The sequence below is a fragment of the Psychrobacter sp. I-STPA6b genome, assembly GCF_020662265.1.
In the GTDB taxonomy this organism is placed as follows: Bacteria; Pseudomonadota; Gammaproteobacteria; order Pseudomonadales; family Moraxellaceae; genus Psychrobacter.
The window spans coordinates 87,080-101,637 of sequence record NZ_VEWM01000095.1; the positions used below are offsets into that span (position 1 = coordinate 87,080).

Sequence of the window (14,558 nt, forward strand, 5' to 3'; positions counted from 1 at the left end):
AAAAAGATGTCTTACAATTTGCTTTTAGAAAATTAGGGATTGTGGGTGCTAGTCTGGCTATTATGATGGTTATAGCGACTGTCTGTATTGTCCAGTTGATTGAGCATAAAACCATAAGATAAGGCATTATTTTTGATACGGCTTGCCCGCCCAAATGCACCACTATGCCCACCTTGTAGATGAGTTTTAAGTAAAATAGGGTTGTTTGATTGGTTGTATTCTCGTAGTTTCTGCACAAACTTTAAGGCGTCTAAATGGCTGGTACGTATGTCATTGACGTTAGCAATCACCAAAAAACTTGGATAGGATTTTTGGCTGATAATGTCATAAGGGTTGTATGATTTGATGTTGTCATAATCTGGCTTATTTTTGGGATTGCCCCATTCTTCCAGCTCACTTTTGGCAGGCGAGCTTTGTGTAACAGAAGACAACACATCAACAAACGGAACTTGTAAGATACAACTTCTATATAAACTTGGCTCACTGATACAAGCATTGGCAACTAATAATCCACCAGCACTTTCGCCCATTGCAAAGGTTTTGTGTTTATCGCCATAGCCTAGATTTTGTAAGGCTTTGGTGACCGCAATAAAGTCATCAAAACTGTTTTGTTTATTCAGAAATTTGCCTTGAGTATGCCAGTTTTCACCAAGCTCCCCTCCGCCTCGAACATGAGCAATGGCATAAACAAACCCTCTATCTAGTAAGCTGGTGTAACTGCTTCCATACATGGGGTCAAGGCTATGACCGTATGCACCATATCCATAAACTAATAATGGGTTTTTATTGGCTTGAAATAATGAGGTTTTATAGACCAGTGTGACAGGGATTTTGGTGCCATCTTTACCCGTTATTTCTAAGCGTTCACTGCGATAGTTAGAGTGATTAGAATTAGAATTGGAATCTGCTGGGCGGTTTGTTTTATTAATGGCTGTATGCAAGCGTTTGCCTGTTTTTAAATCATAAGACAATACGGTTTTTGGGGTGGTCATTGAGGTATAGCCCACACGTAAAATATCTTTATTTAATAAAAATGCTGACTCATTGAAATCCCCATCATCAAAGCCCCTATCGTCAAAGCCACTGTGCTCAAGCCAGAGCATATAAGCCTTATCTGGAAAATCTAGATAACGTAGCGTTGGTTTGGCTTGCCTTAAGTCAGCATAGACAAGGTGGCTTGCCCCTTGTTTGCGAGTTTTATAAATTACCCAGTTATCTTGAAACATAAAACTTTCAAACAGCTCATCTTGCTTGGGTATAAATAGTGGTTGCCAGCTTGTATCTTTATGAGCTTCATCAGTACGATAAAAGCCAAATTGGTCATGGCTGTTAGGATTATTTTGTGTATTATTTTGGCTGTCGCTTTGGTTAAGAGCATGATTACTGCGAATATAAAAATGCCCTTGATAATGGTCAAGGTAGTATTCTTGATTGGGTGCTAAGGCTTTAAATAAAACTGGCTTAGGTAACAAGTCAGCTTGCTGAGTATTTGCAAACTGAGATTTTGCTAAATACCAAACTTGCGAGCTGGTTTGACTATTGGCAGTGATAAAAATATAGTCACCAGAGCTTGACTCACTTAACCATACATAAAAACCCCGATTTTTACTTTCAAAAATAAGTGGGTCATTATCCTGTTCGTCACCAATGGTGTGTAATAGCACTTTAAATGATTGCCCATGATGTTGCTGGCGGATATATAAAATTTGCTGTGCGTTAAGCCAAATATAATCCCCATTGGTTTGGGTGATGGTGTCAGCAATTTGCCCAGTTTGGCTATTTTTTATAATAATGTCATAGCTTTCCATACCAGTGGTATCTTCAGCAATGGCGATATATGGCTGATATTGGGTATTGGTCGAAGTATTTTGGGGTAAGGGTGATAGAGTAGGGGCGTTAACTTGGTACTGCCTAACCCCCAATGTTTGCATACGTTGCTGACTTGACCAAATAAGTTGCCATTGGTTTGCTGGCGTGGCATCTAAACTATCTGTGTTGTCTTTCGTATTGTCTTTTGAGTTGTCTGATGTTGGTTGTCGGTCAGCTTTATAATAAAAGTCTGGGTAACGACTGTTTTGGGCAAACTGCTCTTTAAAATAATATCCTTGTTGATGCCAATAGCGTGGCTGGCGGTGGCTGTCCATTCGGTTTTGGCTTTCTTGCTCAATATCTGCAATGGTTTGCCATGTTGTATTTTCTTTTAGAGGATTTTGCTGGCTTAATAGCTGTGTCAGATAATCATTTTCTTGGGTAATAAGTAGTGATGCTTGTTCTTTATTGTCAGCTTGTGTTAGCCAATGGTAATTATCAATGCGTTTATCATCATGCAATGTGGTGCTGTGTGGGCGTTTTTCTGCTTGTGGTGGCAAAATCGCTGTGGTTTTTTCTTGGGGTGGTGTCGCTGGAGTGATTGCGGATATTTGCGATATTGGGCTACATGCAACCATAGAAAGAAAAGAGATGGATAAGCCAGCAGATACAAGGGCAGTAGTTAGCTTTTTTTGGGCAAAATTAAGACGAATCGAAGCGTTAAACATAGTGAGCCTATCTCAAAATGACTGGGGGTCTGGGAAGTTGAACATTCAACCCATTAAGTCGTGTTAAGTTGGTATTGCTAAGAAGTAATGAAGAGCTATCTTCAAAGATGTACTAACTAAATCAATTAATCAGCATCAATGACCCAAGCATAATCAGCATCGTCAGTGCTCAAATCATCTGTCTTTGATACCATCATGACGATAACACCTTGTTTTGGATTGCTCTGGTTGTATTGCAGGTCAGATAAATGAATGGGTACTCCGACGGATTTTTGCGCATGAAAGTTACCAGTTAACAGCAGGCTAGGTGATGGTGCTGAAAGGATTTTTTCAGCCATACGTCTGTCGCGAAATTGCTGGATTTCTACCATTCTATTGACAATAACCATGTCTTCATCACTGGCATTATCTAAATGATGGTTGTCTAAAATACTGTTTCTAATGGTTGCCTTGATGGCTGGAGTGGTCGAGTCATAACCCTTTATTGGTTCGGCACCTTGCATTAGGGTGGATACTTCAGGTTTGGTTAAGTTGGTGGCAACCAAGCTGTAATGATGGTGAATGGGGTGCTGTACAATCTTGCCATACAAGTCCCAATCCCATGAGGATTGCCAGTTTAGCGCTTTGCTGAGTTGCTCTAAATTTTGGGGAGGATTTTGAGTAGCTTTGTTAACCAATGGCTGTTGGTCAACGGTTAACATCTCTAATAATAAGCTACCTTGTGGACGTTGCTGATTTAGGCTGTCAAGTAGCCAATATGCCAGTTGATGTTGGGCTTTATTATCATGATATTCGCCCAAGATGACGTAATCTTGGCTGGCAAGCTTTTCTAAAAACTGTTGGGGGGTTAAGGATTGCTGAGTTGCTAAATCAATAATTTGGCTGTTAGTAAGTAAGGTTTCAGCTTCTGTTTTATGAGTTATGGTTTCTGGTTGATGGGTGTTGTTAAGAGGTATTGTGACAGAGTGATTAGCTAGAGTAGGAATAGATGTATTGGCAAAGAGCATATTTGAGCCAGTCATTACAATGCCCAAAATTGCCAATTTATAAAAGCTCATACTCTTTAATTCAAACATCAATAGATACCTCTTGTTGTATGTTGCTTTGATAGGTTGTTTAGAAATCATGGCTGTTAGTCACAGCCATGAATGGTTATTGTTTACTCATAAATATTATGTACGTTTGTTAGATTTAGGGTGCTGTACGTACTAGACGAACCAATGTACCAGAGGCTTTTTTACCTTGTCCTCGACTGCTACCAGTGTAAAAGTAGACATACATTGCATTTGCATCATCTCGGATATCAGGTGTTGATGACCAGTAGTTATTTTCGTCACTATCTTTCCAAGGAAATACCTGAGTATTGACTGCTGGCCAAATACATTGGTATTCAACAATACTTTGTAATTCTTTAAGATTAGGGACACGATAGCCATTACCTGCTTTTTGAGCTTCAGTTAAAGCACCTTTCCAGTCGACAAACTTTTGCGTACCTGTACAAGTTTTGGTAACACTGTCCCAAGTTTGACCAACTGCACAGCGTTGCCAAATTAAGTTGGTTTGTGTATCTTTAACTTCTGTACCATTTGCCAAAATTTCAAAGCGCTCTGTTGGTGTTGTTGCTGCCACAACATCAGGTGCTAGACATTCCTGTTCTGACGCTGCAATTGCATAGGTTGATAACGAAGCCATTAATACTGCTGATGCTATTTTTTGAATGCTTAATTTTTTCATGTTTTTCCCCTATTTATTCACACCTGTACGAACTGCACGAACGGCTAATCCTGTTTTCTTGTCATTGTAAGTTGTGGTACTGGCACTATAATAGTCTATTGCCCATACATAATTTTCTGGTTCCTCATTATCTGGAGTGCTTGACCACCAATACTGTTTATTGTCTTGTTTAACATCATCAAAGATGTCACTAATGGAGGGGATTTTGTTATAGTTAGCTATGCTATATAGCTCATTAAGGGTCGGCAGTCGCCAGTCACTATAGCCACAGTATTTTTGTTTGTTCAGCTCAGCGATATAATTTTGGGTATCACATAAAGCGCTGTTTGCACCACCATCACAAGTGCCTTTATTTTGATAGCCTTCTTTACCACCATTGGTTTTTTCATCAGTGTTATACCAACTGTAGGTGTTATCCATACTATGCAGACCACTAGAGGTTTTTTTCTCCCAAACCAGACCGGTCACATTGTCTTTGATACAGGTTTCACCATTGACCATAAGCTCTTCATAGCTCATGGCTTGTCCTGCTAGTACTAAGCCATCTTGTGGTAGCTCTTTCCACTCACCTGTTAATGAGTCACAAGGCAAGCCATTTTTTAGGTCATTACCACAAGTGGTCATCCCTGTTGCAGTCAGTTTGGAGGTCGGTTTACTTATGGGCTTATCATTTATAGTGAAAGTTTGGCTATAGACTTTTTTGTCTTTATTATTAAGTATTAGTATCGTGTCACCAGCTTGTTTTGGTGTGCATTCATAGACAATGGTTGTATTATTTTTGCTAATGACTGTGCCTGATTCACACGCATCAACTGCAACATCTAGATTTTCTAAGTTTTCACCTGTGATAGTTAGGCGCAACGTATCATTATCAGTGCCTGTATATTCTTGAGCAATGTTACTGACAGCGACATTAAGACAGGACTTACCATCAGCGCTGACAAGCTGTGTATCATTGCAAGTTAAAGGTTTGTCTTGAGTGGTAGATGGTGTGTGGGTGGATGAGCCCCCTCCACAAGCAGAAAGAAGAAGTAAGCCAGTTGCTACGGAGCAAAGTTTGAGAGGTGTCTTCATAAGCTATGAATCCCTAGTTGAATATTTGTGTGTTGAATACAGATATCTGATTGAAGGGATATATTATAAGTATTTTTTTATATGTGTAAATAAAAATCATTCTTATTATTGGAATTATTACTATTTGCAAATTTGGTTTTTTATGTTATTAGAGTTTTTCTATAATTTCACTATAAGGCAACCCAATCTAAACAAATAGTACAGATAGGTAGGGTTGTACAGCAATGGAAGGCGTAAATATGGCAACTATCTAGTTTGGATTGATAGGTAGTTCAATCACAACCATCACACCATTATGAGGAGTTGTCATATCTTTATCATTCGGATTGTTATCAGTATTATTTTGATAAAGATGCGTATGAGTGACATTATGAATACTAATCTGTCCACCATGACGCTCAATCACTTGTTTGACCAGAGTCAGCCCCAAGCCCGTGCCTTTTTTACCAGTAGGGGCAGAGGTGCTATGGCTAATATGCTGATGTGATAGGCTAAAATAACGCTCAAACACTTTAGATAGTGCATACTCTGGGATAAGTTCTCCATTGTTAAACACAGTTAGGGTAAGGTGATTTGCTTGATTTTGTAGGGTAATGATGATTTGTGAGTGAGCAAAATAAAGCGCATTATCCAAGATGTTTTGTAATGCTTGTGTTAGCCAGAAATTATCAGCCAGTAGCATGACCTGAGTATCAGTTTGGTCGTCTAAAATGATGGCGACTTGGTAGTTTAGGCGTTGACTTTCATTGTGAGTTAATAGCTGTGTTACCAAAGCGCTGATGTTAAGTAGCTCAAGATTAAGCTTAAAGGTGGGCTGTTCGATTTTTGCCAGTAGCAATAATCGGTCAATCAATGATTGCAGTTTGATGCTTTGCTCTGAGATAGTTTGACTAAGCATCAAGCGGTCATCTTCCTCAAGCTGAGTATCTTCTAATAGCTCACCACAGGCTCGAATGGCAGTGATGGGACTTTTTAGCTCATGGGTTAAAGTGTGAACATAATCAGTCACATAGGCTCGGTTTTCTAGCCGATGTTTCATCTCCTCAATGGTATCTGTTAATTCATTTAGCTCACGCCCCAAGTAAAAATAAGGCTTTTTTTCATCTTGTGCCAAAGACTGAGTGTAGCGTGTTACCAAACGCATGCTTTGTTGTAACCACCATGCGACCAGACCAGCCAGTATCAATGCCAATAGACTGATAATCAGGCAGGTGGTGAGCATGTGCTGGCGCGTGATATTAATATACGGGAGTATGGTAGACATTGGTTTACCAACACTTACCACACCGATGGTCTGTCCCTGTTCGTCTTTGATGGGCTGGGCAACATACATCACAGAAGTTGATGAATCATCGGGATTTAAGCGAGTTGTTCTTGCACCATATTGACCATTGAGAGTGAGATAGACGTCATTCCAGTGTTGATAATCTTCCCCTTCAGCATTATCTGGTTGAGTGGAAGAATCATAGATAACTTTACCCTGATTATCAGTGATATAGACGCGAAAATGGCTGTGGGTTTTGTGTTGATACCATTTACCAAGTTGTTCAGTCGCATCTATGTTATCTATGCTATTTGTACTACTGGTTGGTTTTAAGTTGGCATCAGCTTGTGCCTGAAAGGCTTTGTCTAATCTTGCCTGAAAATCTGCTTGATAAATTTCCTTGGAGCGCATGGGCTGTTCAAGGTTTACGGCTAATAGCTTTGCTGTATCAACCAAGGTATCTTCAATCACCTGCTGAGTGACAGGGCGGACATAATCAAATAGCTGAATAAAAACGACAGCACCTGAAAGGCAAATAATAAGAGCAACTGCCAGCCAAATACGAAAAAATAGACTCAAGTTTAATGAGTGGCGGGCAGACTTTTTGCTATGTGTGCCATCAGAGGATGTGCCAATAGGGTGTAGCTTGGCATACCAATTGCTTGAGCCATTGTCTGGTGATGTGTTTTGTTGTGGTTGAGGGGTATTTTGCTGTGTTTTATCATGATTCATGCAGGCAGAATTCCATAGCCAATCCCACGATGAGTATGAATGACCTCAATATTTGGATTGAGTTCAGCAAGCTGTTTGCGAATAGACTTGATATGACTATCAATAGTACGAGCCAATCTATGGTCGGGATAATCACTAATCGCAGATAATAACTGCTCACGGCTAAATACACGTGCTGGTGCAGAGAGTAAAGCAAGAAGCAACTTGCGCTCAGTATTACTTAGCCCCAGTTTTTGCTCATTCCAAAATAAAGTATAGCTGTTTGGCTCATAACGCCATTCACCAGAGGGTAAAGAGAAATGTTGCGGTGACAGTTGCTCTTGTGCAGTTTCAGAGTTAGTTTCGTTATGATGGGATTGGGTAAGCTGTTCACGTCGCCAAATGGCTTTAAGCCTTGCGACCAGCTCACGAGGGCTAAAGGGCTTTGGACAGTAGTCATCAGCGCCAACTTCTAGCCCTAAAATACGGTCAACTTCATCACTACGAGCAGTCAAAAATACGATGGGCAAATGGCTAAGCTCACCAATGCTATCACTATGGCGGATTTGCTGACATAGGCTCAGTCCATCACCATCAGGTAAACCAACATCTAAAATAATGGCAGATAATGGCACTGTCGATGAGTGATTGTCTTGGTGATGGTTGGTTAAAAACGTCAATACCGCACTGGCATTATCTAACCAGCTAACTTGCCAGCCCTCACGTTTAAAGGTGATTTTGAGAGAAGCAGCAATGGCTGGGTCATCTTCAACAAGTAAAATATGTGCTATAGGATTCATATTCCATCACTTTTGGCTAAAATATCAGTTTATCCTAGCATAATTTTACAAGTTTACAGGGAATGGCTGTGATAACTTGATGAAAAAATCATGAATTACCAGTGGTTAATAATCATCACCAACCCACTAATGACCATCAGCATAATCAAGGCAAAGCGAAACTGGCGCATATTCATTCGTGATAGAAACTGTTTACCGATGATATTGCCTATGGTTGCACCAACACCTAATATCAGTCCATATATCCACAGTGTCGGTGATAAAATTCCAAAAAAAGTATAGCTACCAAGTTGGGCAATACCGACAAAAAATGCGTTGGCAGTTTTGGTAGCGATTAAGTCTTCTTTTTGTAGCCCTGAGTTCATATAAAATGGATTCATAATAGGGCCTAGTCCGCCAACCAATGTACTGACAAACGCCACTATAAACCCTAAAGGAATAAAGCCTTTGAGTGGCATATCAAAAGTTTTATCAACTTTACCAAAGCGGTATTGAAAAACCGTTGAGACTAAAAATATCCCGACCATCAATTGTATCCAGTTAGCATTGAGTCGGCTAAATAACAACCCTGCTAATAGCGCACCAAGTAACGCACTGGGAACATAATAACCAACCAGACGCCAATGGATATTTTGCCAAAATAGATATAAACGTACTGGACGACCAATGAATGTCCCTAAATTAATCACTGGTGGTGCAGCCGTTGCACCAAGGCACCAAGAGACAATCGGAATAAGTAGCAGTGCGCCACCACCTCCTGAGATGGTTGAAATCACAAAAGCCAGTAGCCCTGCAAAAAATAGCATGATGGCTATCCAAAAGGATATCTCTGTACCGAAGTATAAGAGTATTTCTGCCATAAGCTAACCCCTGATATTGGTTATATGGGAGGAAGATGCGGAGCTACAAATAAGATAGACTATGGATAATAGCGTATTTATATGACAGCCATAATGATAAGTGTGCTGATAGTCTCATATAAAATCATGATGATGAATGAAGTATCATGAGCATTTGTGGTGACTATGATATAGTGTGTAGTTATTAGAGCCTGTATTTATAGTCACAGTATGACTAAATATTGTGAGTATAGAGCAATACAGGTTTTTAGTTTCTTATACAGCTGGTTTATAAAAATTTTGGAGATAATCATGACACAATATTTAGACTGTGTAATTGTTGAGCATAACCCTAATAATAAAACCATTGACCGTTCTGTCATTTGGTTGCATGGACTTGGGGCAAGTGGTCATGACTTTGAACCCATTGTACCAGAGCTGGGGCTAGACAAAGACAAAGCCATTCGGTTTGTGTTTCCACACGCACCACAAATTCCTGTCACCATTAATGGTGGCTTTGTCATGCCGGCATGGTATGACATCAAAGAAATGAGTCTAGAGCGTAAAGTAGATGTGGCACAAATTGAGCAGTCCGCACAGCGTGTGAGAGACTTAATTGCCAGAGAAATAGAGCGTGGTGTACGTCCAGAGCATATTGTGATTGCAGGGTTTTCTCAGGGTGGGGCAGTGGCATATCATACGGCATTAGGTTACGCACAGCCATTGGCAGGATTACTGGCATTATCCACCTACTTTGCCACAGAGTCTCAAGTAGCCTTTACTGAAGAAAATCAATCCTTACCCATTAAAATTGACCATGGTACACAAGACCCTGTTGTGCCTGTGATATTGGGTGAACGAGCGGCACATAGCTTGGAAGAGCGTGGATATCAAGTGGACTTTTCGACTTATCCAATGGCACACCAAGTATGTCTGCCACAGATACAGCATATTGGTGCATGGCTCAATAAAGTGTTGGGCTAATTGGCTTAATAACGCTTAAAATTAAGGTTTAACGAAACCAAAAATGCCCGCATTCATTGATTGAATACGGGCATTTTTATTTATGAAAATGCTGATGGTCAAACTGTTTATAACAAAACTGTTTATAACGAATGACATTAACAATCAGCGTAATTTTTACTGCTCTATAACAGATAGAAGATTAATGGCGGAAGTGGCGCATACCTGTAAAGACCATAGCAATACCATGTTCATTGGCAGCAGCGATGGTTTCTTCATCACGAATTGAGCCACCGGGTTGAATAATAGCACTAATGCCAACTTTGGCAGCGTTATCAATACCATCACGGAATGGGAAGAACGCATCTGATGCCATGACAGCACCTTGTGTTACCAATCCAGCATGTTCAGCTTTGATGGCTGCAATACGAGCAGAATTAACACGGCTCATCTGTCCTGCGCCAATACCAATGGTGCGTTGGTCTTTACCATAGACGATGGCATTTGACTTAACATATTTGGCAACTGTCCATGTAAATAATAAATCTGCCAACTGCTCTTGAGAAGGTGCTATCTCAGTAACGACTGTTAAATCATCAGCGCTAATCAGAGCAAGGTCTTGGTTTTGCACTAATAAACCACCAGTGACACGTTTATAATCAAATTGAGGCTGGCGCTCAGTAGGGATAGGCAACTCACCACAGGTTAAAACTCTGACATTTTTCTTGCGCGCAGTGATGTCAAGTACCCCTTCTTCTAGGCTAGGGGCAATGATAACCTCAGCAAACTGATTATCAACGATAGCTGCTGCTGTAGCACAGCTTAGTGGACGATTAAAAGCAATGATGCCACCAAACGAGGATTCAGGGTCCGTGCTAAAGGCCGTCTTATACGCATCTACTTGATTGGCATTGATAGCGACGCCACATGGGTTCGCATGCTTAACAATCACACAAGCAGGCAGGTCAAACGATTTCACACATTCCAAAGCTGCATCTGTATCGGCGATATTATTATAAGACAGCTCTTTGCCTTGATGCTGTTTGGCAGTAGCGATACAGCTTTGTAGCTGATTAATGGGATGGTTTTCAACATAAAAGGCTGCTTGCTGATGTGGATTTTCTCCATAGCGTAAATCTTGAGACTTCGCCATTTGTAAATTAAATGTACGTGGGAAGATAGATGGCTGACTTTCTGTTGATGTTTCAGCATTTTGTGTTGGTAGACGGCTACCTAAGAAAGAAGCAATCATGCCATCATATTGTGCTGTATGCTCAAAAGCTTTCACTGCTAAATCAAATCGAGTTTCAGTACTTAGACTGCCAGTATCTTTTAGCTCGGCTAAGATACCTTCATAATCGTTTGGTGATGTCACAATACCCACACGTGCATGATTTTTGGCAGCAGAGCGAACCATTGTTGGACCACCAATATCAATATTTTCAATAGCATCTGCTAAAGTTACATCGGCTTTTGCAATGGTTTGCGCAAAGGGATATAAATTGACAACCACAAGGTCGATAGGGCGAATGTCATGTTCAGCCATGACTGCATCATCTTGATTAGCGCGTCCTAGAATACCCCCATGTATTTTGGGATGTAGAGTTTTGACGCGTCCATCCATCATTTCGGGAAACTGAGTATAATCAGCGACTTCGGTGACCTCAACACCTTGTTCTTGTAACAGGCGGTAAGTACCGCCAGTCGATAACAGGTCAAAACCTGCAACAATCAGACCTTTCGCAAAAGGTACAATATCAGTTTTATCAGAGACGGATAACAGAGCAAACGGCTTAGCAGACATAATTGAGTTTCCATTAAGATAATCATGAATGGGAAGTCAGTGAATTTACTGACTTTGAAAGCATAAATTATAACATGCTGTTTACAGATAGTCTGAAATTAAGAAGGCTAAAGATAATATACTTGATATATACAGGTATTATTTTTAGCCATAAATAACAAAGATTCTTGCTAAATTAATAAAGAAGATTATTAATAAAGAAGTTTTAGTCCACGACAACTTACATCAAGTCATACATCTGCATTTTTTTGCGTAATGTTCCTCGATTTAGTCCCAATATTTGGGCTGTTTTTGTCTGATTGCCATGAGTGTTTTCAAGTACAACAGATAATAGCGGTCTTTCAACCTCTTGTAGCACCAAATCATATAGGTTGTGAGGTTGCGTACCATCAAGCTCAGTAAAATACTGACGAACAGCATGTTCCACATGTAGACGTAGAGGCTTATGATGCTGTGTTGTGTTATGTAAAGAAGTATCAAATGGTAGCTGTGACATGAATAAATCCTTGATATGAATATATCAAATGAATGATATATAAAGAGTAAAGCATATTGAAAAACTAGGCAAAATTTTAGCGGTTATTATAATTCTAAGATGGTATTGTAAATCTCCTATAAATTGGTTGTATATATTAGTGAGTCACTGTTAAAACTAACATGATGACTCATTCTGAATGGTGTATGTAATTTTGTTAAGATTGCTTGTCGTATTAGCACCTTTATTAATGACCTATGATATGCATCAATGTATTAACTGTCATATCATAAAACTAATAAATAGGTGTCATATCAATTTCAGTAATGTCCTTATTAGGGATATCAACAGTAAACATAAATAATTTTACTTGTTGACGACTTAGTAGGCGCTGTGGAACAGTCAGATAATCTTCTGGAGCAGCAATAAACTCTCCAATCAATGTACCATTATCATATAACTTAACATGTAAGTTAGGATAAAGTTGGTCATCATTACTGGTATTTGCCAATGTGGCAAGAATATCCGTACCACCGGGTAATATCTTACTAGAGCGTTGCGTTTGATTAATAATATCTAGACTTTGTGGATCAGCCGCAGGCAGTGCGCAAGAAACCGCATGGCAAAATTGAGATAGTTGAGCCTGTCTGACAGGATCTTTTATTAAGGTATCTAAGTTAAAAATGACATATTGTGCTAGTAACAGCAGAACCAGAGAGCCACAACCAAGCGTCCAAAATAGGTTGGCATAAAAGTTGCGACCTGTAGATATTGAGACACTATTTCCGTGTGTTGTATTAGTGATATCTTTCGCTTTTTTAAATAGACTTAGTGACGCAATACCACTGATTTTCTGTAGAGAGTTTGTATTTGTATTATCAGCTGGCTGTTGTATCATCTCAGATGAGTTGTCCACATTTGAGCTAACAGGTGCAGGTGTAGATGGCTCTGATATCGTTTCAGGCTGGCTATTATTATCTTGTTTTTCTGACTGAGTGGTTACAGGTGCTGATAAACCTACCTGATTTGTATTGCTATGACTTTCTTTTTCTTCTTTCAATAAGTCATGAAGCCATTCTTCAGCATTGTCTTCAGTTTCAGCTTCAGTAATGTCAGTTCTAGATGATTGAGTTAAAGGTATGGCTGTTGGGACAACGAAGTCATCAACACCATCAGCTTTGAAGTCAATATCGAATGTTGGCAATTCACTATCTATATCTGATGTAGACATATCATCATGAATTAGCTCATTATTTTCTATTGCCTCGTCTTCACTGGTAGATGTTAACTCTGTTGGTGAATCTGTTGTTTTTCCTTGTAACCATGCTTCAGCATCTTCGATATCTTCAATATCTAGAGAAGATTCTTCTAGTTGATTGGGTATGTCAGTGGTGTCAGTATCTTGTAGCCATGTTTCCGCTTCTTCAAGATCTTCAATATTTAAAGAAGAGCTTTCATTAAGTAGAGGTTCTGCTAGAGTCTCTGGTGTTTCAGTTGGTGTATCTTGAAGCCATGCCTCAGCTTCCTCAAGATCTTCAATATTTAAAGAAGAAGGTTCATCAATTAAAGAAGTATCTTTTTCTATTTGTACAGGTGTTTCTACTGTGCTGTCTTCTTCTATTTCTAAGCTAAAAGGCTCTTCTATATTTTCTACAAGAGCAGTTTCTTCATTTGAAACTTCATCTTTAGTAGGAGCAGGGGCATAGACACTTTCTGTAGAGTCGGTTTCCTCTAAGCTAAAAGGCTCTTCTACATTTTCTACAGGAGCAGTCTCGCCACTTGAAACCTCATCTTCCATAGAAACAGGAGCATCAACAGTCTCTGTAGAAGTTTTTTCTGATTCATCATCAGCAAGCAGTTCATTTAACCAAGCTTCATCCTGATCTGGATTTGTCGGTATTTCTTCTACTTGTGTAGTCTTGTCGTCTTCATCTAATTCTAAGGTAAACTCTTCAGATGATTCGCTAGTCTCTTCTACATTTTCTACAGAAGCAGTTTCTACACTTGAAATTTCATCTTCCATAGAAACAGGAGCATCAACAGTCTCTGTAGAAGTTGTTTCTGATTCATCATCAGCAAGCAGTTCATTTAACCAAGCTTCATCCTGATCTGGATTTACAGGGGTTTCTTCTACTTGTGTAGTCTTGTCGTCTTCATCTAATTCTAAGGTAAACTCTTCAGATGATTCGCTAGTCTCTTCTACATTTTCTACAGAAGCAGTTTCTACACTTGAAATTTCATCTTCCATAGAAACAGGAGCATCAACAGTCTCTGTAGAAGTTGTTTCTGATTCATCATCAGCAAGCAGTTCATTTAACCAAGCTTCATCCTGATCTGGATTTACAGGGGTTTCTTCT

At 39.6% G+C, this 14,558-nt stretch carries 11 protein-coding genes; 1 reads left to right on the forward strand and 10 read right to left on the reverse strand.

Going from position 1 to position 14,558, the window contains the following annotated elements; all coding sequences use genetic code 11:
- Positions 1-32: 32 nt before the first annotated feature.
- The 7 genes from FHK88_RS12145 to FHK88_RS12175 all read right to left on the reverse strand — a co-directional run bounded on the left by FHK88_RS12145 (position 33) and on the right by FHK88_RS12175 (position 8,980).
- Positions 33-2,537, reverse strand: coding sequence for a prolyl oligopeptidase family serine peptidase (locus tag FHK88_RS12145; protein WP_227430989.1), 2,505 nt, complete (start codon positions 2,535-2,537; stop codon positions 33-35).
- A 125-nt stretch (positions 2,538-2,662) separates the two neighbouring features.
- Positions 2,663-3,613, reverse strand: a complete 951-nt coding sequence (locus FHK88_RS12150) for a ChaN family lipoprotein (RefSeq protein WP_227430990.1) — start codon at positions 3,611-3,613, stop codon at positions 2,663-2,665.
- Between the two features lie 115 nt (positions 3,614-3,728).
- Positions 3,729-4,271, reverse strand: coding sequence for a DUF1566 domain-containing protein (locus FHK88_RS12155; protein ID WP_227430991.1), 543 nt, complete (start codon positions 4,269-4,271; stop codon positions 3,729-3,731).
- Positions 4,272-4,280: 9 nt separating this feature from the next.
- The gene (locus tag FHK88_RS12160) at positions 4,281-5,345 is read right to left on the reverse strand and encodes a DUF1566 domain-containing protein (protein ID WP_227430992.1); all 1,065 of its coding nucleotides are present in this window, start codon (positions 5,343-5,345) and stop codon (positions 4,281-4,283) included.
- Between the two features lie 250 nt (positions 5,346-5,595).
- Entirely contained in the window at positions 5,596-7,341 is a 1,746-nt protein-coding gene (gene creC / locus FHK88_RS12165) for a two-component system sensor histidine kinase CreC (RefSeq protein ID WP_227430993.1), read from the reverse strand.
- The gene (locus tag FHK88_RS12170) at positions 7,338-8,120 is read right to left on the reverse strand and encodes a response regulator transcription factor (protein WP_227430994.1); all 783 of its coding nucleotides are present in this window, start codon (positions 8,118-8,120) and stop codon (positions 7,338-7,340) included. The genes creC and FHK88_RS12170 overlap by 4 nt, the downstream gene beginning before the upstream one ends.
- Positions 8,121-8,215: 95 nt before the next feature.
- Entirely contained in the window at positions 8,216-8,980 is a 765-nt protein-coding gene (locus tag FHK88_RS12175; protein WP_227430995.1) for a sulfite exporter TauE/SafE family protein, read from the reverse strand.
- Between the two features lie 291 nt (positions 8,981-9,271).
- Between FHK88_RS12175 and FHK88_RS12180 the strand changes: the two genes are divergently transcribed.
- Positions 9,272-9,943 (forward strand): alpha/beta hydrolase, encoded by a 672-nt coding sequence (locus FHK88_RS12180; protein WP_227430996.1) that lies wholly within the window; start codon positions 9,272-9,274, stop codon positions 9,941-9,943.
- A gap of 181 nt (positions 9,944-10,124) precedes the next feature.
- Here the strand turns inward: FHK88_RS12180 and purH are convergent, their stop codons facing one another.
- The 3 genes from purH to FHK88_RS12195 all read right to left on the reverse strand — a co-directional run.
- Positions 10,125-11,726 carry a bifunctional phosphoribosylaminoimidazolecarboxamide formyltransferase/IMP cyclohydrolase gene (gene purH / locus FHK88_RS12185; RefSeq protein WP_227430997.1) on the reverse strand — a complete coding sequence of 534 codons (1,602 nt, stop codon included), beginning with the start codon at positions 11,724-11,726 and terminating at the stop codon, positions 10,125-10,127.
- A gap of 220 nt (positions 11,727-11,946) precedes the next feature.
- Positions 11,947-12,222 (reverse strand): DNA-binding transcriptional regulator Fis, encoded by a 276-nt coding sequence (gene fis / locus FHK88_RS12190; RefSeq protein ID WP_227430998.1) that lies wholly within the window; start codon positions 12,220-12,222, stop codon positions 11,947-11,949.
- Positions 12,223-12,496: 274 nt separating this feature from the next.
- Positions 12,497-14,558, reverse strand: a 2,062-nt coding sequence (locus FHK88_RS12195; protein ID WP_227430999.1) for a DUF3426 domain-containing protein, incomplete at its 5' end; no start/stop codon positions are given.

Bases quoted from the DNA above. Each gene is read 5' to 3' on its own strand.
- FHK88_RS12145 (WP_227430989.1), bottom strand. From the start codon at position 2,537: ATGTTTAACGCTTCGATTCGTCTTAATTTTGCCCAAAAAAAGCTAACT.
- FHK88_RS12150 (WP_227430990.1), bottom strand. From the start codon at position 3,613: ATGTTTGAATTAAAGAGTATGAGCTTTTATAAATTGGCAATTTTGGGC.
- FHK88_RS12155 (WP_227430991.1), bottom strand. From the start codon at position 4,271: ATGAAAAAATTAAGCATTCAAAAAATAGCATCAGCAGTATTAATGGCT.
- FHK88_RS12160 (WP_227430992.1), bottom strand. From the start codon at position 5,345: ATGAAGACACCTCTCAAACTTTGCTCCGTAGCAACTGGCTTACTTCTT.
- creC (WP_227430993.1), bottom strand. From the start codon at position 7,341: ATGAATCATGATAAAACACAGCAAAATACCCCTCAACCACAACAAAAC.
- FHK88_RS12170 (WP_227430994.1), bottom strand. From the start codon at position 8,120: ATGAATCCTATAGCACATATTTTACTTGTTGAAGATGACCCAGCCATT.
- FHK88_RS12175 (WP_227430995.1), bottom strand. From the start codon at position 8,980: ATGGCAGAAATACTCTTATACTTCGGTACAGAGATATCCTTTTGGATA.
- FHK88_RS12180 (WP_227430996.1), top strand. From the start codon at position 9,272: ATGACACAATATTTAGACTGTGTAATTGTTGAGCATAACCCTAATAAT.
- purH (WP_227430997.1), bottom strand. From the start codon at position 11,726: ATGTCTGCTAAGCCGTTTGCTCTGTTATCCGTCTCTGATAAAACTGAT.
- fis (WP_227430998.1), bottom strand. From the start codon at position 12,222: ATGTCACAGCTACCATTTGATACTTCTTTACATAACACAACACAGCAT.